Genomic DNA, 20,921 nt, shown 5'->3' with positions numbered 1-20,921 from the left:
GGAGGTCCCCCAGCGAGAGATCGGTGGCCGTGGATGCCCGCACCCTAGCCGCAGCCGACGGCAACGCCTCAGGGGCGGCAGCCGCAACGGCTGCCGCCCCTGAGGGACGTACGGGAGACGCCTACGCGGACAGCTTCGCCAGCGCGGCGTCGACGCGGGCCAGCGTGCGCTCCTTGCCCAGGATCTCCAGCGACTCGAAGAGCGGCAGACCCACCGTGCGGCCGGTCACCGCGACGCGGACCGGGGCCTGCGCCTTGCCGAGCTTGAGGCCGTGCTCCTCGCCGGCGGCCAGGACCGCGTTCTTCAGCGACTCCGGGCTGGACCAGTCGGCGGCGTCGAGCTTCTCGCGCGCGGTGCGCAGCAGCGCGTCGGAGCCCTCCTTCATCGCCTTCTGCCAGGACGCCTCGTCCTCGACCGGCTCCTTGAGGAACAGGAAGTCGACATTGGCGGTGATGTCGGAGAGGACCGTCAGCCGGGTCTGGGCGTACGGGGCCATCGCCTCCCACGCGGCCTGGTCGAAGTCCTCGGGCGCCCAATTGGCGTGCGGGGCCCGCAGCCAGGGCTCGCAGGCCTCGGTGAAGGCCTTCACATCGAGCCGCCGGACGTGGTCGGCGTTGATCGCCTCGGCCTTCTTCAGGTCGAAGCGGGCCGGGTTGGCGTTGACGTCCGCGATGTCGAACTTCTCGACCATCTCGGCGATGGAGAACACGTCCTGGTCCGCGGAGAACGACCAGCCCAGCAGCGAGAGGTAGTTGAGCAGGCCCTCGGGGAGGAAGCCGCGCTCGCGGTAGAGGTTGAGCGAGGCCTGGGGGTCGCGCTTGGACAGCTTCTTGTTGCCCTCTCCCATGACGTACGGGAGGTGGCCGAAGGCCGGGATCTCCTTGGCGACGCCGAGCTCGATCAGCGCCTTGTAGAGCGCGATCTGGCGCGGGGTGGAGGACAGCAGGTCCTCACCGCGCAGCACGTGCGTGATCTCCATCAGGGCGTCGTCGACCGGGTTGACGAGCGTGTAGAGCGGCGCGCCGCTGGCCCGGACGATGCCGTAGTCGGGCACGTTGTCCGGGGTGAAGGTGAGCTCGCCGCGGACCAGGTCGGTGAAGGTGATCGGCTCGTCGGGCATCCGGAAGCGGACGATGGCCTCACGGCCCTCGCGCACGTAGGCGGCCTTCTGCTCCTCGGTGAGATCGCGGCAGTGGCCGTCGTAGCCGGACGGCCTGCCGGCGGCGCGGGCGGCCTCGCGGCGCTCGTCCAGCTCGGTGACCGTGCAGTAGCAGTGGTACGCGTACCCGCCGGCCAGGAGCTTCTCGGCGACGTCCCGGTAGATGTCCATGCGCTGCGACTGGCGGTAGGGCTCGTGCGGGCCGCCGGTCTCGGGGCCCTCGTCCCAGTCGAGGCCGAGCCAGCGCAGCGAGTCGAGCAGCTGGTTGTACGACTCCTCGGAGTCGCGGGCCGCGTCGGTGTCCTCGATGCGGAAGACCATGGTGCCCTGGTTGTGCCGGGCGAACGCCCAGTTGAACAGAGCGGTGCGGACCAGGCCCACATGGGGGTTGCCGGTCGGCGAGGGACAGAAACGTACGCGGACGTTCGTCGCGTTAGCCACGCTTGATCACCTTGTTGGTGAGAGTGCCGATGCCTTCGATGGTGACGGCGACCTCGTCGCCGACGTTGAGGGGGCCGACCCCGGCGGGGGTGCCGGTGAGGATGACGTCTCCGGGTAGCAGCGTCATGGCCTCGGTGATGTGGACGACCAGGTCCTCGATGGAGCGGATCATGTCGCTCGTACGACCCAGCTGGCGCTGCTCGCCGTTGACCGTGCACTGGATGGTGAGGTCGGCGGGGTCGAGGTCGGTCTCCACCCACGGGCCGAGCGGGCACGAGGTGTCGAAGCCCTTGGCCCGGGCCCACTGCTTCTCGCGCTTCTGGGCGTCGCGGGCGGTGACGTCGTTGGCGCAGGTGTAGCCGAAGATGACGTCCTTCACGCGCTCGCGCGGGACCTCTCGGCAGAGCCGGCCGATGACGACGGCGAGCTCGGCCTCGTGGTGCAGTTCTTCGGAGAAGGACGGGTACTCGATGGCGTCGCCGGAGCCGATCACCGAGGTGGTGGGCTTGAAGAAGGCCACCGGGACCTCGGGCACCTCGTTGCCGAGCTCCGCCGCGTGCTCCGCGTAGTTGCGGCCGATGGCCACGACCTTGTTGGGGAGGACGGGCGGCAGCAGCCGGACCTTGCTCAGGGGCACCTTCGTACCGGAGAGCTCGAAGTCCGTGTAGGGAATGCCCTTGATGATGTCGAGAACGAGACCGGCCGGATCGCCGGTTCCCTCGCCCTCGACCGCGCCGAAGGCGACATTCCCGTCGATGGAGAATCTGGCGATGCGCACGGGTGGCTCGTGCCCCTCTGCTTCCGCTGGCTGGAGTCTGACGCTCCAGGCTAACGCGCGAGAGGGGCCTGGCCGCCCGTATGAGGGCGCCGCCGGGGTTACGGCACCACCGGGGCGTCCATCAGGGTGGTGCGGCGGGGGTTGGCGGTCTGGAGGGGAAGATCGGCCGAGTGCTCCGGCTGAGCCTCCGGCTGCAGTTCGACGGCGTCCTCGAGGTGCGCCAGCGTCGTGCGCCGGGGGTTGGCTATGTTGCGGAACATCATCGTCGTCTTCATCGCTCGCCTAGTCAGAGTGCCGGTGCTTGTAAAGCGTCAGGCTAAACATCGATTTCCCTGCGAAAGCGTGGAAGAGCCAACGATCTACGTGTGAGTTTGCTCACGGAGCGACAGGCATTTCCGTCATTCCGGACCACCAAGACCCCTCGCAGAAACGGACATTGCGCGCCTGAACGCGCTATTCCGCTCCTGATCATGGCGACTGGGACACCCCCCACCCGTAAGCGACTCGTCGCCGAATGCCCCATTCATCCAGAATCACTTTCTACGAGTTGTGACACGACGCTCACAACGTGTCACTCAGGTCACAGCCCGGTACACGGCCCTTGTTGGAGATCCGGCACTGTGCTGGAATTCCACGCACCGCCGCGGGTTTCATCCGGCGCGCAGGGGCGCAACGCTGCGCCGAGTGGCGGCGGAAGGGGGAGAAGCGCCGGTCACTCCACGACCGACTTGGGGCGTCTCCACCGCCCCACGACGCCGACACCGTCCCGCCGTTCTGCGGGGGGACGCCTGGTCCAGAGGTTGCGACGCTAGTGCAGGGACGTTTCAAGAAGGATGGCATGGGGCGTCCCCAGGCCCGCCAGGGCCAAGGGGAAGCTGCCGCTGAACAGGAGCCGCGCGTCGGGACAGACCGCGGCCCCTCGCCCCAGCACACCCAGAACCAGGGCCAGGCCGGCGACGCCGGTGACCGCGGAGCGCGCCCCGGCGCGGCTTCGTCCACCGCCGAGCCGGCGGATCGCCCCAAGTCCAAGAGCCCTTCCGACACGGGCTCACGAATAGCCCTGCGCAACTGGCGCATCAGCACCCGACTGGTCTCTCTGCTCACCCTCCCCGTCGTCGCGGCGACCACGCTGGGTGGACTGCGTATCAACCAGTCGATGGACGACATCGAGCAGCTGAACCACATGCAGCTGCTGACGAAGCTGACCAAGGAAGCCACGGCCCTCGCCGAGGCGCTCCAGGAGGAGCGCGACCACGCGGCGGGCCCGCTGAACCATGGCGTCCCCGCCAGCCGCTTCGAGGTCGACAACCCCCGTAGGGACACGGACCGCAAGAAGAGGGCCTTCCTCGACGCGGCCGTCGACATCGGCGACACCACGGGTGACGAGGCGCTGGAGAGCATCCACTCCAACGTCAGCCAGATCGCCCAGCAGGTCAACACGATCGCCACGATCCGTGGCACCGCCTACGCCGAGAGCGGCGGCGTCGGCTCGACCACGCAGACGATCAGCCGGTACAACCGGCTGATCGAGTCGCTCCTCACCCTGTCCCAGGACATGGCCCAGGCGACCAGCAACCCGGAGATGATCAAGCGCACGCGTGCGCTGGCGGCGTTCTCGGCCGCCAAGGAGTACGCGTCCATCCAGCGCGCGATCATCGCCGCCGCCCTGCCGGCGGACACCAAGACCGACGGCAGCATGAACGAGAACGACCGTCTCACCGGTGACGACGCCGCGCAGAACGAGAAGCAGTCGCTCGCCTCGTTCAAGCGCATCTACGCCTCGCTCGGCGGCAACGCGGAGGATCTGACCGCCCCGCTGGTGGACGGCAACTCCGAGATCGAGGACGCGAACGACTACGCGAACCGCGTGCTCAACAGGCCGAACGGCCTGGCGGGTGTGGATCGCCGCACCTACAAGGACTGGACCGACAAGGCCGACACCAAGATCGACGCCATGAACACCATCGAGAAGACGCTTCTCGGTGAGATGGAGAGCAAGGCCCGCGAGCTCAAGCAGGAGTCGCAGCAGGACGCCATCATCAACGGTGCGCTGATCCTGCTCGTGCTCGGCGTCTCGCTCGTCGGCGCCTTCGTCGTGGCCCGGTCCATGATCCGCTCGCTGCGCCGGCTGCAGGACACCGCCACCAAGGTCGCCCAGGACCGGCTTCCCGAGCTGGTCAAGCAGTTGTCCGAGTCCGACCCGCAGGACGTCGACACCACGGTCGAGTCCGTCGGTGTGCACTCCCGGGACGAGATCGGCAAGGTGGCCGCGGCCTTCGACGACGTGCACCGTGAGGCGGTCCGCCTCGCCGCCGAGCAGGCCCTGCTCCGTGGCAACGTCAACGCGATGTTCACCAACCTGTCGCGTCGTTCGCAGGGTCTCATCCAGCGTCAGCTGTCGCTGATCTCCGAGCTGGAGTCGCGCGAGGCCGACCCGGACCAGCTGTCCTCCCTCTTCAAGCTGGACCACCTCGCGACCCGTATGCGCCGTAACGGTGAGAACCTCCTCGTCCTCGCGGGCGAGGAGCCGGGCCGCCGCTGGACCCGGCCCGTCCCGCTCGTCGACGTGCTCCGTGCCGCCGCCTCCGAGGTGGAGCAGTACGAGCGCATCGAACTGGCCGCCGTCCCGGGTACCGAGGTCGCCGGCCGGGTCGTCAACGACCTCGTGCACCTCCTCGCCGAGCTACTGGAGAACGCGACGTCGTTCTCCTCGCCGCAGACCAAGGTCCGCGTGACCGGTCACGCGCTGCCGGACGGACGCGTCCTCGTCGAGATCCACGACACCGGCATCGGCCTCTCCCCCGAGGACCTCGCCGCGATCAACGAGCGGCTGGCGTCGCCGCCCACCGTGGACGTCTCCGTCTCCCGCCGCATGGGTCTGTTCGTGGTCGGCCGCCTGTCCCTGCGGCACGGCATCCGTATCCAGCTCCGTCCCTCCGACTCCGGTGGTACGACCGCGCTGGTCATGCTCCCCGTCGATGTCGCCCAGGGCGGCAAGAAGCCCCCGGCCAAGCCCGGCGCCGGCGCTCAGAACGGCAACTCGCAGGTGCCGTCGGGTGCCGGTGGCGGCGGACGCGGTCTGACCGGCGGTCCCGGTGCGGCAGGCGGCCGTCCGGGGCTCGGCGGCGGTCCTTCGGCCGGCTCCGGTGGTCCCGGTGGGCAGCGCGGCCAGGTCGGTGCGGGATCGGCTCCGCGTGCGGCGCTTCCCCCGCGGGACGGCGCCCCGTTCCAGGGCGGCCCGCAGCAGGGCGGCATGGGTCAGGACTCCGCACAGCAGGACTTCTCCCGCCAGGGCGGCGCTCCCGCGAATGCGTTCGGTGCCGACAGCGGCCGTGGCCGTCCGGCGGCTCCGCAGGCGCCCGGTGCACAGGACCGTGGACGGGGCCGCAACTCCGGTCGGCACACCGCCCGGACGGGCGGCGACCGCGGACAGCAGCTGCCGCCGGCCGGTACCCCGCGTGGCGAGCTTCCCGGCGGCGGTCAGCAGCAGCGCCCGCAGAGCACCAGCTGGGGCAACGAGCAGCCGTCGGCCCCGCAGTCGCGTTCCTCGATGGACGCGCCGCGCGGTCACGAGGAGCACGATTCCACCGGTCAGTACGCCCGCCCGACGGGCGCGGCGGGCGACCGGCAGGGTCCCGGTGCCACCGAGCAGTTCGCCAGGCCCGACTACAACGGTCCGCGGCCCGGTGCCCAGGACCCGGCGGCCACGGAGCAGTTCGCCCGCCCGGACTTCGGCAGTGCTCCTCAGCGCCCTGCCGGAGGCTACGGGGGCGGCGGCCAGCGTCCGCCCACGCCCCAACAGGGTCAGGGGCAGCAGGGAGGCCAGCACCAGCGCCAGGGTGGCGCCGGCTACGCCGCACCGCGTCCGCCCGTCGGCAGTCTGCCCGCGCAGCCGCAGCCCGAGGCGCTGCCGCCGGCGGGCCCCGGTGACGGCCGTACGCCGCTGTACGACACGCTGGAGACGAACTGGTTCCACCAGGGCCAGGGCGGTCAGGCGAACGGGGCCCCGCAGGCCCCTGCCGCGCCGCAGCAGCCGCCCGCCGGGCGTCCTGCTCCGCCGGCGCCGCCGCGCCGTCCGGCCGCCCCTCCCGCGGGCCAGTCCGGCCAGACCGGTCAGCACAACGCGAGTGCCGCTTCCTGGCGCACCTCGCCCAACGACGAGCTGGTGCGCCAGGCCGAGCGGGTGCGCAAGCCCGCGGCCGGCGGTATCACCACCTCGGGTCTGCCCCGTCGGGTGCCGCGCGCCAATCTGGTGCCGGGTACCGCCCAGGAGCCGACCCACCAGTCCGGTCCGCAGGTCTCCCGTGCCCCTGATGACGTACGGGGCCGGCTGACCAACCTCCGTCGGGGCATCCAGCAGGGTCGTCAGGCGGGCAGCTCCGGTACCACCGGCAGCTTCAACGTCGGCCCCACTCACCAGCAGGAGCGATAGTTGAGCCCGATGAGCCAGGCGGCGCAGAATCTGAACTGGTTGATCACCAATTTCGTGGACAACACCCCTGGGGTGTCGCACACGGTGGTGGTCTCCGCCGATGGTCTGCTGCTGGCGATGTCCGAGGGGTTTCCGCGTGACCGCGCCGACCAGCTGGCGGCGGTGGCATCCGGCCTGACCTCGCTGACCGCGGGGGCGTCCCGGATCTTCGAGGGGGGCCCGGTCAACCAGACCGTGGTGGAGATGGAACGCGGGTTCCTCTTCATCATGTCCGTCTCGGACGGCTCCTCGCTCGCCGTGCTCGCCCACCCGGACTGCGACATCGGTCTGGTGGGCTACGAGATGGCTCTCCTGGTCGATCGTGCCGGCACGGTCCTCACCCCGGACCTGCGCGCCGAGCTCCAGGGGAGTCTGCTCCACTAGGAGCCCTCAGCAAGCCCGCCCCCGGGGTGTGCGCCCCAAGGCACACCCCACGGGGTAGCCCCCTCATACGTCCATACCGTCAGGCCGCCTCACCCGGCCCCCCACCGGCCCACTCAGACGGCACAGCCGACCACTTGCTGTCACGCCCGGAGGATTCATGACCCCGCCCCCCGCCTCTCACGATCCGTACGGTGTCCCCGTGGACACCGACTACGGATATGAGGGCGACCAGCCGCTGGTGCGTCCTTATGCGATGACCGGCGGCCGGACCCGGCCGCGTTACCAGCTCGCCATCGAGGCGCTGGTCAGCACCACGGCCGACCCGGCGCACCTCTCGACGCTCCTGCCCGAGCACCAGCGGATCTGCCACCTCTGCCGGGAGGTCAAGTCCGTGGCCGAGGTGTCGGCCCTGCTGTCGATGCCGCTCGGGGTGGCGCGGATCCTGGTGGCGGACCTGGCGGAGGCCGGCATGGTGGCGATCCACCAGCCGGGCAACGGAGAGGCCGGCGGCACGCCGGACGTGACACTGCTCGAAAGGGTGCTCAGTGGACTTCGCAAGCTCTAGCGGCGGTGCGGCCCGGTCGACCACCAGCGCGAAGATCGTGGTGGCGGGCGGTTTCGGCGTGGGCAAGACCACGTTCGTCGGCGCCGTCTCGGAGATCAACCCGCTGCGTACCGAGGCGGTCATGACGTCCGCGTCGGCCGGCATCGACGACCTGACCCACACCGGGGGCAAGACCACCACCACGGTGGCCATGGACTTCGGCCGTATCACCCTGGACCAGGACCTGATCCTGTACCTGTTCGGCACGCCCGGACAGGACCGCTTCTGGTTCATGTGGGACGACCTGGTGCGCGGTGCCATCGGCGCCGTCGTTCTCGTGGACACCCGCAGACTCGCGGACTGCTTCCCCGCGGTGGACTACTTCGAGAACAGCGGTCTGCCCTTCGTCGTGGCTCTGAACGGCTTCGAGGGGCATCAGCCGTACACGCCCGACGAGGTGCGCGAGGCGCTGCAGATCGGTTCCGACGCACCGATCATCACCACCGACGCACGCCACCGCGCGGACGCCAAGAGCGCGCTGATCACCCTGGTCGAGCACGCACTCATGGCACGTCTCAAGTAGAAGTGGCCGTACGCCAGTTGTCGTAGACGTGTGCGAAGCGGGCCGTGTCCTTTGACACGGTCCGCCTCCATGTTCATAACGTTTCGACAGAGAATTCTCCGGGCTCGGACACCCGACGCATCCGGCTGGTACCACTGCGCTCACAAAGGCCCCTCCATTTGACGGGGCTCGCTCTTTATGCCCGTTTTATCTGAGGCCTGGAGCACTCGGAACGGCCAGTTCCCGCTGTTTGGAACGGACCCGCTCGGCGTGCTGAAATCAACGAACTCGTGAGTAGTACGGCCCTGAACAATAATCGGCACAACGTAGGTGCCGACGCCGAGAGGTTGTTGGTCGAGTGAGGCGAAGCAAAACGAGCTCCGCAGAGCAGATGGCGCGGGGCAACTTCACCCCGCCCCCGCGTGCAGCGGCGTCGCCTGCGGATGTGCAGCCCGTGGCGCCCCCCACCAGTGGCAGCTCCAGCAGGCTGTCCCCGCGCAACTGGCGTGTGCCGACCCGGCTGAACGCGATCCTCCTCATACCCGCGCTGGTCGGCCTCGTCATGGGCGGCTTCCAGGTGAAGGGGTCGATCGACACCTGGAACGAGGCTCAGGACGCCGAGAAGACGGCGCTCGTCGTGCGCGCCGCCTCGGAGTACGGCCAGGCCCTGCTCAACGAGCGCGACCTCACCGCCAAGCCGCTCCTCGAGGGCAAGGGCGCGAGCGACCCGGGGGTCGCCGGCCCGCGTGCCATCACGGACGCCGCCAAGAAGAAGTTCGACGAGGCCGTCAAGGACATGCCGGAGAAGCAGGGCATGGAGCGGCGCCTCAAGCTCTTCCGTGCCGCTGAGCCGGCCCTGCAGAACCTCCGCCAGGTCGCGTACACGGAGCGCTTCGAGACGGCGACGAAGTCCGAGGGCAACGCGAACGACCCCACCGACGACAAGCGCGGACCGGTCGCCACCCAGGAGAGCTACACGCTCGTCCATCACTACCTGATGGAGTTCTCCAACGAGCTCGGCCTGGGCACCGGCAACATCACCAGCTTCGGCCGCATGGTGTACGCCATCCAGCTCGCCAAGGCCGCCGGGTCCCTGCAGCGCTCCATCGGCGTGGAACTGCTCGTCCGGCCGAACGAGAAGAAGAACATCAAGGCCGGCCAGACGATCGCCTTCACCTCCTACGCCTACCTGGAGGGCATCGCCCTCGGCGAGTACCAGTCCGGTGGCACGGACGAGGACGTCCAGAGGCTGAAGGACGTCATGGCCCGCAAGACGGAGGCCGGCCAGAAGAAGCTGGACGCCGCCGCGGCCCAGGCCGCCGCCGCGGACGTGAAGTTCACGCGTCCGCCGAAGGCCGAGAACGGCTCCATCCTCGACGGCATGGTCGGCGCGATCGGCACCGGTGCCGGGCCCGAGGAACTCGCCGAGAAGGGCGTGATCCCGGACGTCTGGCTGCCGGCCTCCACCGCCAAGTTCGAGGGCTACACCGAGATCGAGAAGAACCTCGTCGACCGGTCCGTCGCCGAGGCGGCCCGGATCTCCGACGAGGCCAAGACCGACGCCATCGTCAACGGTCTGATCGTCATCATCGCGCTGCTCGCCGCGTTCATCCTGGCCGGCATGGTGGCCCGCCAGATGAGCCGCTCGATGCGCCAGCTGCGCACCGCCGCCTTCGGCATCGCCGAGCAGCGCCTGCCGATGCTGGTCGACCAGCTGTCGCGTACCGAGCCGGGCCGGGTCGACACCCGCGTCCAGCCGATCCCGATCGACAGCAAGGACGAGATCGGCGAGGTCGCCCGCGCCTTCGACCAGGTCCACCGTGAGGCCGTGCGGCTCGCCGCCGAGCAGGCCCTGCTCCGTGGCAACGTCAACGCGATCTTCACCAACCTGTCGCGCCGCAACCAGTCGCTGATCGAGGGCCAGCTGACCCTGATCACCGACCTGGAGAACAACGAGGCCGACCCGGACCAGCTGGAGAACCTCTTCAAGCTGGACCACCTCGCGACCCGTATGCGCCGCAACGGCGAGAACCTCCTCGTCCTCGCCGGCGAGGAGCCCGGCCGCCGCTGGAACCAGCCGGTCCCGCTGGTGGACGTGCTCCGCGCCGCCTCCTCCGAGGTGGAGTCGTACGAGCGCATCGAGCTCACCGGCGTCCCGGAGACCGAGATCCACGGCCAGGCCGTGACCGACCTCGTGCACCTCCTCGCCGAGCTGCTGGAGAACGCCACCACGTTCTCCTCGCCGCAGACCAAGGTCCGGGTCACCGCGACCCGGCTGCCCGACGGCCGGGTCATGATCGAGATCCACGACAAGGGCATCGGCCTGACCGCCGAGGACTTCGCCGACATCAACCACAAGCTGGCCAACCCGCCGACGGTGGACGCCGCCGTCTCGCAGCGCATGGGCCTCTTCGTGGTCGGCCGCCTCGCCGACCGGCACGGCGTCCGCGTCCAGCTGCGCCCCTCGGGTGAACAGGCCGGTACGACCTCCCTGGTCATGCTCCCGGACGCGATCACCCACGGTGGCGGTGGCGAACCGCTCCCCAACGACGACTTCACGGTCTCGCAGATGATCCCTCAGCAGCAGTCCTTCGAGCCCGCCCCGATGCTCACCGCGGCCGAGCTCGGCTTCGACGACTCCCGCTACGAGGACCAGCCCGCGGAGGACCCCCGCCAGCTGGACCCGGTCAACCGCTCGCTGATGCGCGAGGAGCGCCGTGCCGCGCTCGAGGCGCAGTCGCACGGCGACCGCCCGCTGTTCCGCGACGAGGCGGAGCAGCCGTACGGCGAGCAGGAGAACTACGCCGGGGCCCAGTACGACCAGGGCTACGCGCAGCAGCCGCAGTCCGCGTACGAGCAGAACGGCTACGAGCCGAACGGCTACGGCCAGGGCGGCTACGAGCAGAACGGTTACGACAACACCGGTCGGTTCCCGGCCTCCGGCGGCTACCCGGAGCACCAGGAGCAGGGCTATGCGGAGGCCGCGTACGACGCTCCGCAGGGTGCCGCGCCGCAGTACGACGACACCTTCGCCCCCCAGTCCCACCAGGAAGAGTGGACGGATCAGGGCACGTACCAGGGTGCGTACGAGCCGGAGTACCGGGCGGATGCGGAATCTGCTCCCTCCGCTCCCGCGAACGCCCCCGAGCGCGTAGGCTTCGAGCGTCCGGGCCCGGCCGCCGGTACCGGTCACCAGATGACCAACGCCGGTCTGCCGCGTCGTGGCGGCGGCCAGCAGGGGCAGTCCTCCGCCGACGCCCGCAACGGCCAGGCGGGCCAGGCCCCGCAGGCCCCCCAGACCCCGCAGGGCGGAAACACGGACGCCGACGGCTCCGGTGACTGGCGCTCGAAGAACGACGAGCGCTGGCAGCGGGCCGAGAAGCTCCGGGAGCCCAAGGCGGGTGGGGTCACCTCGTCCGGCCTTCCCCGCCGCGTTCCCAAGGCCAACCTGGTCGAGGGCACGGCGGAGCAGACCCCGCAGGGCGGACCCCAGGTGTCCCGCGCCCCTGAGGACGTGCGTGGCAGGTTGAGCAACCTGCGGCGCGGTGTCCAGCAGGGACGCAGCGCGGGAACGGACACGAACGGATCGGGCTTCGGCCCGGGTAGCACCTACAACCAGGAGCGTTAGTGTGAGCCCGATGAGCCAGGCGGCGCAGAATCTGAACTGGTTGATCACCAACTTTGTGGACAACACCCCTGGGGTGTCCCACACGGTGGTGGTCTCCGCCGACGGACTCCTGCTGGCGATGTCCGAGGGATTCCCGCGTGATCGTGCCGACCAGTTGGCGGCCGTCGCGTCCGGGCTGACCTCGCTGACCGCGGGCGCCTCCCGCATCTTCGAGGGCGGCGCGGTCAACCAGACTGTTGTGGAGATGGAACGCGGGTTCCTCTTCATCATGTCCGTCTCGGACGGCTCTTCACTGGCCGTGCTCGCCCACCCCGATGCCGACATCGGCCTCGTGGGCTACGAGATGGCGCTCCTGGTCGATCGTGCCGGCAGCGTCCTCACCCCGGACCTGCGCGCCGAACTCCAGGGAAGTCTTCTCAACTAGCAGAACGGCAGTGCGTTTCCCGCCACCGCACCATAGGGTGCGGTGGCGCGGTATCACAGGGACATGGACCGGGCGTACGGCACTCGGAGGAGGAGAAAAGTGGCAACACCCCCAGGACATCCATATGACGGTGCTCACCAGTCTCCGGGTGAGCAGGGGCAGAACCGCTTCAACTTTCCCTCGGCACCGAGCAGAGGTGGCGGTGCGCAGCCGTACCAGCGGCCGCAGCAGCCGTACGACCCGTCCTACAACCAGCCGCAGGGGCCCCGGATCCAGCCGGTGGCTCCTCGGCGGGCACCGGAGCCGGCACCCGCGTCGAGCAACAACAACCCGTTGGTGCGTCCGTACGCGATGACCGGCGGCCGGACCCGGCCGCGTTACCAGCTCGCCATCGAGGCGCTGGTCAGCACCACGGCCGATCCCGCGCGGCTGCAAGGGCAGTTGCCCGAGCACCAGCGGATCTGCCGGCTGTGCATCGAGATCAAGTCGGTCGCTGAGATCTCGGCACTTCTCTCCATCCCCCTCGGCGTCGCCCGGATCCTCGTAGCCGACCTGGCGGAGGCCGGACTTGTCGCCATCCACCAGCCCGGCGGCGACGAGGCCGCCGGCGGCCAGCCAGACGTGACACTGCTCGAAAGGGTGCTCAGTGGACTTCGCAAGCTCTAGCGGCGGTGCAGCCCGCTCAACCACCAGCGCGAAGATCGTGGTGGCGGGCGGCTTCGGCGTGGGCAAGACCACGTTCGTCGGCGCCGTCTCGGAGATCAACCCGCTGCGTACCGAGGCCGTGATGACGTCCGCGTCGGCCGGCATCGACGACCTCACCCACACCGGCGACAAGACCACCACCACGGTGGCCATGGACTTCGGCCGTATCACCCTGGACCAGGACCTGATCCTGTACCTGTTCGGCACCCCCGGACAGGACCGCTTCTGGTTCATGTGGGACGACCTGGTGCGCGGTGCCATCGGCGCCGTCGTCCTCGTCGACACCCGCAGACTCGCCGACTGCTTCCCCGCGGTCGACTACTTCGAGAACAGCGGTCTGCCCTTCGTCGTGGCTCTCAACGGCTTCGAGGGGCATCAGCCGTACACGCCCGACGAGGTGCGCGAGGCGCTGCAGATCGGCCCCGACGCCCCGATCATCACCACCGACGCACGCCACCGCGCGGACGCCAAGAGCGCGCTCATCACCCTGGTCGAGCACGCACTCATGGCGCGCCTGCGGTAGCCGCCTCCGTCGCCGTACCGGTCCCGTACGCGGGAAGGCCCCGCACTCCACACGGAGTGCGGGGCCTTCCCCGTTCCCGAGCGTGGACAGGAGAGGCCGGGGCTTGCGCGCGGTGGGTACGCGAAGGCCCCGGCGCCCCTGGTGGGGGCGGCGGGGCCTTGGTGGCGGGTAGGGCGTCAGCCCTGCCAGGAGTGAGGGGCGCGGAAGCCGGACTGGCGTTCCAGGCGGCGCCACCCGGCGGTGCTGCGGCCGCGGTGCGCGGGCGCGTCCTGCGGCTGCGCGGCGGCGCGGGCGAGGAGGACGGCCGTGATCGCGGCCAGTTCCTCGGGGTCGGCGTGGCCCTTCTCGACCCGGAGCAGGGATTCGGCGGGCATGGTCATGTGCAGCATTCTCCTCGTGGGTTACTGCGGGGGGTTGCCGTGCTTGCGGGACGGCAGGTCGGCGTGCTTCGTGCGGAGCATGGCGAGGGAGCGGATGAGCACCTCGCGCGTCTCGGCCGGGTCGATGACGTCGTCGACCAGGCCGCGCTCCGCGGCGTAGTAGGGATGCATGAGCTCGGCCTTGTACTCCTTGACCATGCGGGAGCGCATGGCCTCGGGGTCCTCGGCGTCGGCGATCTGGCGGCGGAAGATGACGTTGGCCGCGCCCTCCGCGCCCATCACGGCGATCTCGTTCGTCGGCCAGGCGTAGGTGAGGTCGGCGCCGATGGACTGGGAGTCCATGACGATGTACGCACCGCCGTACGCCTTGCGCAGGATCAGCGAGATCCGCGGCACGGTCGCGTTGCAGTACGCGTACAGCAGCTTCGCGCCGTGGCGGATGATGCCGCCGTGCTCCTGGTCGACGCCGGGCAGGAAGCCGGGCACGTCCAGCAGCGTGATGATCGGGATGTTGAAGGCGTCGCACATCTGGACGAAGCGCGCGGACTTCTCGCTCGCCTCGATGTCGAGGACACCGGCCAGCGACTGCGGCTGGTTGGCGACGATGCCGACGACCTGGCCGTCGAGCCTGGCCAGGGCGCAGATGATGTTGCGGGCCCAGCGCTCGTGGATCTCCAGGTAGTCGCCGTCGTCGACGATCTCCTCGATCACCTTGTGCATGTCGTAAGGACGGTTGCCGTCCGCCGGGACCAGGTCCAGGAGCACGTCGGAGCGGCGGTCGGCCGGGTCCTCGCCGTGCGTCTGGGGCGGGTTCTCGCGGTTGTTGGAGGGCAGCATCGACAGGAGGTAGCGGACCTCCGCGATGCAGGTCTCCTCGTCGTCGTACGCGAAGTGCGCCACGCCGCTCGTCTCGGCGTGCACATCCGCGCCGCCGAGGCCGTTCTGGGTGATCTCCTCGCCGGTGACCGCCTTGACCACGTCGGGGCCGGTGATGAACATCTGCGAGGTCTCGCGGACCATGAACACGAAGTCCGTCAGCGCCGGCGAGTAGGCGGCGCCGCCCGCGCACGGGCCGAGCATCACGCTGATCTGCGGGATGACACCGGAGGCCCTGGTGTTGCGCTGGAAGATGCCGCCGTAGCCCGCGAGGGCGGAGACGCCCTCCTGGATGCGGGCGCCGGCGCCGTCGTTCAGCGACACCAGCGGGGCACCGGCCGAGATGGCCATGTCCATGATCTTGTGGATCTTCGTGGCGTGAGCCTCGCCGAGCGCGCCGCCGAAGATCCGGAAGTCGTGCGCGTAGACGAAGACCGTACGGCCCTCGACCGTGCCCCAGCCCGTGATCACACCGTCCGTGTACGGCTTCTTCGACTCCAGGCCGAAGCCCGACGCCCGGTGCCGTCGCAGTTGCTCGACCTCACGGAACGACCCCGCGTCCAGCAGCAGCTCGATGCGCTCACGCGCGGTCAGCTTGCCCTTGGCGTGCTGCGCCTCGGTCGCACGGTCACTGGGTCCGCGCCGCGCCTGCTCGCGAAGGGCGTGCAGCTCGGCCACACGCCCTCGTGCGTCGGTCGGCTCGCCCGCGGTCTCGTCCAAAACGGTCATGTACGAACCCTACGGAGCAGACCGAGGAAATCCTGCCGTTGACTCCGTACAGTCTCGCGCCCGTTCTGCTGTCAGCCCCGTACAGAACCGTTCCGCGCTGCAGGCGAAGTACCAGTTGAACAGGCCACCGAATTGTCGTGATCCAACAAGGACGTCGACCGATGGCCATCTCCCAGCCATGTACGTCACCTGCCGTACCCGAAGTGACGCGCAGTCGCGGGACGCGGCCCGGAACGCATGGGTTCGCCGATGTGGAGGGTAGCGGCCGGGGCCCGGCGGCGTACGAGCACGCCCGCCGCGGCGGTGACGGTGTGCGCGCCCACCGTAGCGGGCTGCCGGAAGTTCGCCGCGGTGGGACGGGGCGAGGGGGACGGAGACGGACCGGCAGGTGCCGGAATTGTCGAGGATCTCCAGCCGGTGCCGGTCGGCGGCACGGTGGGCCACGGCCTGTCGGGAGGCCCCGGGCATGAGGATGTACACGTACGACGAGTTCACCGGATCGGTCCCGTGCCCGGACGGGCGTGTGGGGTGCCCTGACGGCACCCCACACCCCGGCCGGGCCGTCAGCCGCCGCAGCGGAAGCGCGCGCCGCCCCAGTCCGCGTGGTCGTTGCCGTTGCCGTCGCCGCCGTCGCTGACCGTCAGATCGACATACTGGGCGCCGGTGAGGTCCGCGGTGAGCTGCCACGCCGCGTCCGTGGCCCGCAGAACCGGCGACTTCACCTTCTCCGCGCCGTCCGCCGCCACGGCGAACTGCACGCTGCCGCGGGAGGTCTGGACGTCGTCCACACCCACCTCGGCCGTGAGGGAGGTGCACCGGCCGCCCAGGTAGTAGCGGACCTTCGCCGGGGCGTGCGTGCCGAGGCCCTTCGCGTAGGCCACCCCCCCGATCTTCAGGGGGCTGCCGTCGCCGGTGCCCGTCTCCCCGTTGGAGAGATCGCGCTCGACCGGTCCCCAGCCGTTCTCCGCGGAGGTCCAGTCCAGATCACTCGCCCAGGTGTCGGCGGCCGGCGGTGGCGGCAGGGTCCGCACGCTCGTCCTCGCGCCGAGCGTACGGCTGCCGCCGGAGACGGTGTACGTGGCCGCCGAACCCAGCTCGTACGTCCGGTACTCGGCGTCCACGGGAGGTGTCACCTGCCAGGTGGCGGTGGCCGTCTCCCCCGGTGCGACCGACGCGAAGGCGATCGGGCCCGCGGGCTCCGCCGTCCATCCGGCGGGCAGCTCCAGGCCGACCGAGACGTCCGTGGCGGCGCTCGCCTCGTCGTTGGTGAAGACGGCCTCGACCTCGTTCCCGCGGCCCGGCTCCAGGGTCTCGGCGGCCGCGGCCACGCTCAGCGTTCCGCAGGCCGGCGCCGCCCCGGCCGCCCCGAGGTCGGTCACGGTGAAGCCGTCCAGCACGAAGTCGGCACCTTCGGGGGCGTCGGAGCGCTTCCGCAGCCCGGTCCAGGTGTCCCCGCAGCCCGCCGTGACGGTCTCGGTGAAGTGCCCGGTGGTCCGCTGGGCCCCGATCGGGGTCCGGCGGGTCTCCACGGATCCCCCGGTGGCCCGGTCGTAGCCGGTGACCCATTCGTACGCGCCCGCGTGGCTCGACTGGTGGTCGTACTCGACCCGGTAGGTGTGCCCGTCCTTCATCGGCACGGTCCACGGCGCGGTCCGGTACACCAGCCCGCTGTTCTCGTCGTGCGCCTTCAGCGACTCCGCGCCGCCGATCACATCGTCGACCGCCTTCCCGTTCCACCCGGCCTGGGTGTACGGGGCGTGCAGCTGGCTGACATGGGTGCGCGGGTCGGTCACGCCGCCGGCGTCGCCCTTGAGGAACGGTCCCCAGCCCTGGTCGACGGCCTCGAAGTCCTCGTACACGACCGTGCCGTCCTTGACCGCGGGCGCGTTCTCGATCAGTCGGACGTCATCGACCCGGACCGCGGCCGGGGATCCCTGCGCGGCGTCGATCCTCAGGGTCACGGTGCCGCCGGCCGGGGCGGTGAAGTTGACCTTGGCCCGCTGGAAGGAGGTGGAGTGCCAGTCGGAGGCCGCGACCATGTTCTCGGCGGTGGAGCGTTCGACGGTGACGGACCGACCGCCGGCGGAGAGGACCGTACGGCGTGAGGCTCCCGGTTCGACCTCGATCCACGCGGAGGCGGTGTACCGCTTGCCCGGCGTGAGGCCGGTGATCCGCTGGGCGAGCGAGGCGGCCGCCCGGCCGGTCAGCTCGGCGCTGTTGCGCCCCTGATCGTCGGTGTCGCGTGCGACCGCGCCGGTCTTCGTCCACGATCCGAGCCGTGCGTCGTTGAAGCCGGGGTCCTCGACCTTGCCGCCCTCGCCCCAGAGGGCGTCCCGCGGCGCGGGTGCGCGGTCCGGGTAGAGGACGTACGGCTGTCCGGCCTCGGCGGTGAGGGTGACCTTCCCGTCGGCGGGGCGTACGGTCCCGGCCTTCACCCGTCCGTTGTCGGTGAGCTTGTACACGGTGTAGCCGCCCGTGCCGGGGACGGCCCAACTGCTGGTGCCACCGGTCTTGTTGTAGTGGTACAGCTTCTTCCCGCCGTCCCACGGCAGCAGATAGCGGTCGCCGTCGAGGACCTTGCGCCCGTGGTCGTGGAACGTGCGGCGGCCGTCCTCGACCGTCCCCCGCAGCCCTCCGGTGAAGGCGATGTCATTGCCCTCCCAGCGGGTGATCCGCTCCTGCTGCAGGAACTTCGCGGGCAGGTTCCGCTGCCAGATGTTGGCGTGGAAGGCATTCCAGTCGGTCTCCCCGGTCCAGCCCTCGAAGTCCTCCAGGGCCGTCTGGCCGAGCACCGGGTGGTTGTTCCAGATGTCCTTCTCGCCGTTGCGGATGAAGCGGATGATCTGGGAGTTGAGCCCCTTGTTGGTGGCGCCCCCGTAGTCCAGGTCGTTGGCCCAGTGCGACCAGAGCGAGGCCCGCTCGAACTTGTCGGCCCACTCGGTGGCGACGTTCCAGCCCTGCTTCTGCACGGCCTGCATCGTCTTGTCGGCGATCCAGCCGTGCGAGTAGTAGACGTCGATGTAGAGCAGGCTGAGGTTGGGGTCGGTCTCGTCGCGCAGCTGCTGGAACCTGCGGGCGAGGTCGCCGCTGTTGATGTCACGCCGCTGGTCGATGTAGTAGCTCTGGTTGAGCCAGTTCCAGCCCGGCTTCGTCCTGTCGACGAGGGTCTCGCTGAAGTTCCCGGCCTCCGGGTACGACTCGGTGGCGTTGACGTGCACGCCGAAGGTCGCGCCCCACTTCCTTCCGGCCTTCAGCAGCGTGTTGAGGTCCTGGAGCCCGCCGGCGCGCTTGTTGTAGTTGCCGCCGTAGTCGGGGTGGGCGGAGTCGTGCCCTTCGGAGCCGTACCCCTTGAGCACGGCCAGCTGTCCGAGTCCGTCCGTGGCGAGCGAGACGCGCTTGACGTCGTCGAGGGTGCGCAGGAACGGGTGCGTGGCCTGGCTGGCGAAGTTGAACGGGATGTGGGTGACGACCCGGTCCGGCGTGGCGTCGCCGCCCGGCGCCTCGATACCGATCGTGCGGAACGCGACGGCGCCGTCCTGCCAGTCGGTCTCTCCGTCGGCGTTGGCGTCGGGAGTGACGACGACCTTGGCCCACGGCAGGTCCTTGCCGCTTTCGGGCCGTGGGGCGCCGTCGCCGCGGTAGGTCCACTGCCCGGACCAGACGCCGACGCGGACGGATCCGTCGTCCGCCGTGCGGGCCTGGTGCCAGAAGCGGGCATCGTCGCCGCCGGTGGCGCCGGAGGGCTTGTCGTAGCTGGAGTTGGACTCGACGGCGGCGGCCAGCGCGCCCGTGTTGAGGAGGGCGTACGAGGCGCCGACGGGCGAGGCGTCGGCCGGGGTCTCGTCCGTGACCCGGCCGAAGACGTCGGCGGTCTTCGTCGAGTCGGGATCGAGCCGGGTGAACGCGGTCGCGGCGCCGTCGTCCGTACTGCCCACCGAGACCAGGTCGTGCCCGGGAATGTCGATGGTCCCGACCCGGAACGCCTCGGTGTCGCGCACGGCCGTCACCTTGAAGGTGGTGGTCCGGCCGGCCACGGAGAGGGTCGTGTCGATCTCGACGCCGGGGAGGCCGGGGAACGTCAGGGTGTACGCCGCCGCGGCTCCCCGGACGACGGGTGCGGCCTTGAGCCGCACGGCGTGGGCCGTGCCGTTGAGCGTGACCTCGGTGACGGGGCGGGTGCTGCCGAGCAGACGGGCGCCCGTGGCGCGGTCGGTGTACGACAGGACGCGCGGGAAGTCGTCCGCGACGGCGACGGCGAGCTGCCCCGAGGTGAGCACCGGCGAGGCGGCGGTGGCGGCCGGGACCTGGCCGGGGACCGCGAGGGCCGGCCCGGTCGGCGCCATGAGGGCGGCCGTGACGGCGGCGACCACGCAGGCGGTGCGGGGCCTTCTGATGAGCGACATGGGGACTGGGTAGCGGCCGCGCCGGGGCGGGGTCAACGAAGTCGTACGGCAGCGGCACCGCCAGTCCAACAACGTCGGTCCGTTAGTCCAAGTGGCGGAGTGTGACCATCCGCTCACGGAGGAGAGCGGGAAAAATCCCACGGAAATGTTGAACGTTGAACGGGAATGACTCTATGGTGGTCGTCGTTGAAGGTTCAACGAGTGGCCGGGAAGGCCACCACCCCGCCCGACCACAGCATCCACGAGGAGAAGTCATGGGCCTGTTCAACCGCAAGAACGAGACCACCACCGCCGTCGCCCCGCGCGAGGTGGACCCCGCGCTCGCCGCGCTGAGCGGTGACTACACCATCGACCCCGCCCACAGCAGCATCGGCTTCACCGTCCGCCACGCCATGGTCACCAACGTCCGCGGCAGCTTCGGTGAGCACGAGGGCACGCTGCGACTGGACGGCTCCGACCCGGCCTCCTCGACCGCTGCCATCGACGTCAAGATCGCCAGCGTCGACACCGGTATCGCCGACCGTGACGGCCACCTGCGCAGCGGCGACTTCTTCGACGTCGAGACCTTCCCGCTGATGTCGTTCCGCTCGACCTCGGCCGAGCAGCTGGGCGGCGAGAAGTACCGCATCACCGGCGACCTCACCATCAAGGACGTCACCCGCCCGCTCTCCATCGACCTGGAGTTCAACGGTGTGGCGACGGACGTCTACGGCAACGAGCGCGTCGGCTTCGAGGGCAGCGCCGAGATCCTGCGCTCCCACTGGGGTCTGACGTGGAACGCCGCGCTGGAGACGGGCGGCGTGATGGTCAGCGACAAGGTGAAGCTGAACTTCGACATCTCCGCGATCAAGGCCGCTGCCTGACCGTAGGCCCCACCACGGCTACAGCACGGGCTCCACGGCAGCCGGCGAACC

General features: G+C 70.1%; 15 protein-coding genes. 9 read left to right on the top strand and 6 right to left on the bottom strand.

Annotation, left to right across the window (positions count from 1 at the left end; genetic code table 11):
• Positions 1-121: 121 nt before the first annotated feature.
• From gltX to OG766_RS25415, 3 genes are all read right to left on the bottom strand, one after another.
• Complete coding sequence (gene gltX, locus OG766_RS25425) at positions 122-1,600, bottom strand: glutamate--tRNA ligase (protein ID WP_328726274.1); 1,479 nt, start codon at positions 1,598-1,600, stop codon at positions 122-124.
• Complete coding sequence (locus OG766_RS25420; RefSeq protein ID WP_328726273.1) at positions 1,593-2,378, bottom strand: fumarylacetoacetate hydrolase family protein; 786 nt, start codon at positions 2,376-2,378, stop codon at positions 1,593-1,595. The genes gltX and OG766_RS25420 overlap by 8 nt, the downstream gene beginning before the upstream one ends.
• Positions 2,379-2,476: 98 nt before the next feature.
• A complete protein-coding gene (locus OG766_RS25415) occupies positions 2,477-2,653 on the bottom strand; it encodes a hypothetical protein (protein ID WP_266383724.1) in 177 nt (58 codons plus the stop codon).
• A 563-nt stretch (positions 2,654-3,216) separates the two neighbouring features.
• On the opposite strand from OG766_RS25415, the gene OG766_RS25410 reads away from it, so the two are divergent.
• The 8 genes from OG766_RS25410 (at position 3,217) to OG766_RS25375 (ending at position 13,619) form a co-directional block, all read left to right on the top strand.
• Complete coding sequence (locus tag OG766_RS25410) at positions 3,217-6,810, top strand: sensor histidine kinase (RefSeq protein ID WP_328726272.1); 3,594 nt, start codon at positions 3,217-3,219, stop codon at positions 6,808-6,810.
• Between the two features lie 9 nt (positions 6,811-6,819).
• Complete coding sequence (locus OG766_RS25405; RefSeq protein ID WP_266384487.1) at positions 6,820-7,233, top strand: roadblock/LC7 domain-containing protein; 414 nt, start codon at positions 6,820-6,822, stop codon at positions 7,231-7,233.
• A 157-nt stretch (positions 7,234-7,390) separates the two neighbouring features.
• On the top strand, positions 7,391-7,798 hold the full coding sequence (locus OG766_RS25400; protein ID WP_266383720.1) for a DUF742 domain-containing protein: 408 nt from the start codon (positions 7,391-7,393) through the stop codon (positions 7,796-7,798).
• Positions 7,779-8,360 carry a GTP-binding protein gene (locus OG766_RS25395; protein WP_266383718.1) on the top strand — a complete coding sequence of 194 codons (582 nt, stop codon included), beginning with the start codon at positions 7,779-7,781 and terminating at the stop codon, positions 8,358-8,360. The genes OG766_RS25400 and OG766_RS25395 overlap by 20 nt, the downstream gene beginning before the upstream one ends.
• A 337-nt stretch (positions 8,361-8,697) precedes the next feature.
• A complete protein-coding gene (locus OG766_RS25390) occupies positions 8,698-11,967 on the top strand; it encodes a sensor histidine kinase (protein ID WP_266383716.1) in 3,270 nt (1,089 codons plus the stop codon).
• A gap of 10 nt (positions 11,968-11,977) precedes the next feature.
• On the top strand, positions 11,978-12,391 hold the full coding sequence (locus OG766_RS25385; RefSeq protein WP_018551717.1) for a roadblock/LC7 domain-containing protein: 414 nt from the start codon (positions 11,978-11,980) through the stop codon (positions 12,389-12,391).
• Between the two features lie 99 nt (positions 12,392-12,490).
• The gene (locus OG766_RS25380; protein ID WP_266383714.1) at positions 12,491-13,057 is read left to right on the top strand and encodes a DUF742 domain-containing protein; all 567 of its coding nucleotides are present in this window, start codon (positions 12,491-12,493) and stop codon (positions 13,055-13,057) included.
• Positions 13,038-13,619 carry a GTP-binding protein gene (locus OG766_RS25375; RefSeq protein WP_266383712.1) on the top strand — a complete coding sequence of 194 codons (582 nt, stop codon included), beginning with the start codon at positions 13,038-13,040 and terminating at the stop codon, positions 13,617-13,619. Before OG766_RS25380 ends, OG766_RS25375 begins: the two co-directional genes overlap by 20 nt.
• Positions 13,620-13,795: 176 nt before the next feature.
• Here OG766_RS25375 and OG766_RS25370 read toward each other — a convergent pair whose 3' ends face one another.
• From OG766_RS25370 to OG766_RS25360, 3 genes are all read right to left on the bottom strand, one after another.
• Positions 13,796-13,999, bottom strand: coding sequence for an acyl-CoA carboxylase subunit epsilon (locus OG766_RS25370; protein ID WP_266383710.1), 204 nt, complete (start codon positions 13,997-13,999; stop codon positions 13,796-13,798).
• Positions 14,000-14,020: 21 nt separating this feature from the next.
• Positions 14,021-15,604: an acyl-CoA carboxylase subunit beta gene (locus OG766_RS25365; protein ID WP_266383707.1), complete on the bottom strand. Its 1,584-nt coding sequence runs from the start codon at positions 15,602-15,604 to the stop codon at positions 14,021-14,023.
• Between the two features lie 563 nt (positions 15,605-16,167).
• Positions 16,168-20,007, bottom strand: a complete 3,840-nt coding sequence (locus OG766_RS25360) for an endo-alpha-N-acetylgalactosaminidase family protein (RefSeq protein ID WP_328726271.1) — start codon at positions 20,005-20,007, stop codon at positions 16,168-16,170.
• Positions 20,008-20,261: 254 nt separating this feature from the next.
• On the opposite strand from OG766_RS25360, the gene OG766_RS25355 reads away from it, so the two are divergent.
• Positions 20,262-20,870 carry a YceI family protein gene (locus OG766_RS25355; protein ID WP_266383701.1) on the top strand — a complete coding sequence of 203 codons (609 nt, stop codon included), beginning with the start codon at positions 20,262-20,264 and terminating at the stop codon, positions 20,868-20,870.
• The last annotated feature ends 51 nt before the right edge of the window (positions 20,871-20,921 follow it).

This window comes from Streptomyces sp. NBC_00259 (genome assembly GCF_036181745.1).
Classification (GTDB): domain Bacteria; phylum Actinomycetota; class Actinomycetes; order Streptomycetales; family Streptomycetaceae; genus Streptomyces; species Streptomyces pratisoli.
Note: the sequence above shows the minus strand (reverse complement) of the source record. Positions and strands in the feature narration are given on the sequence as shown.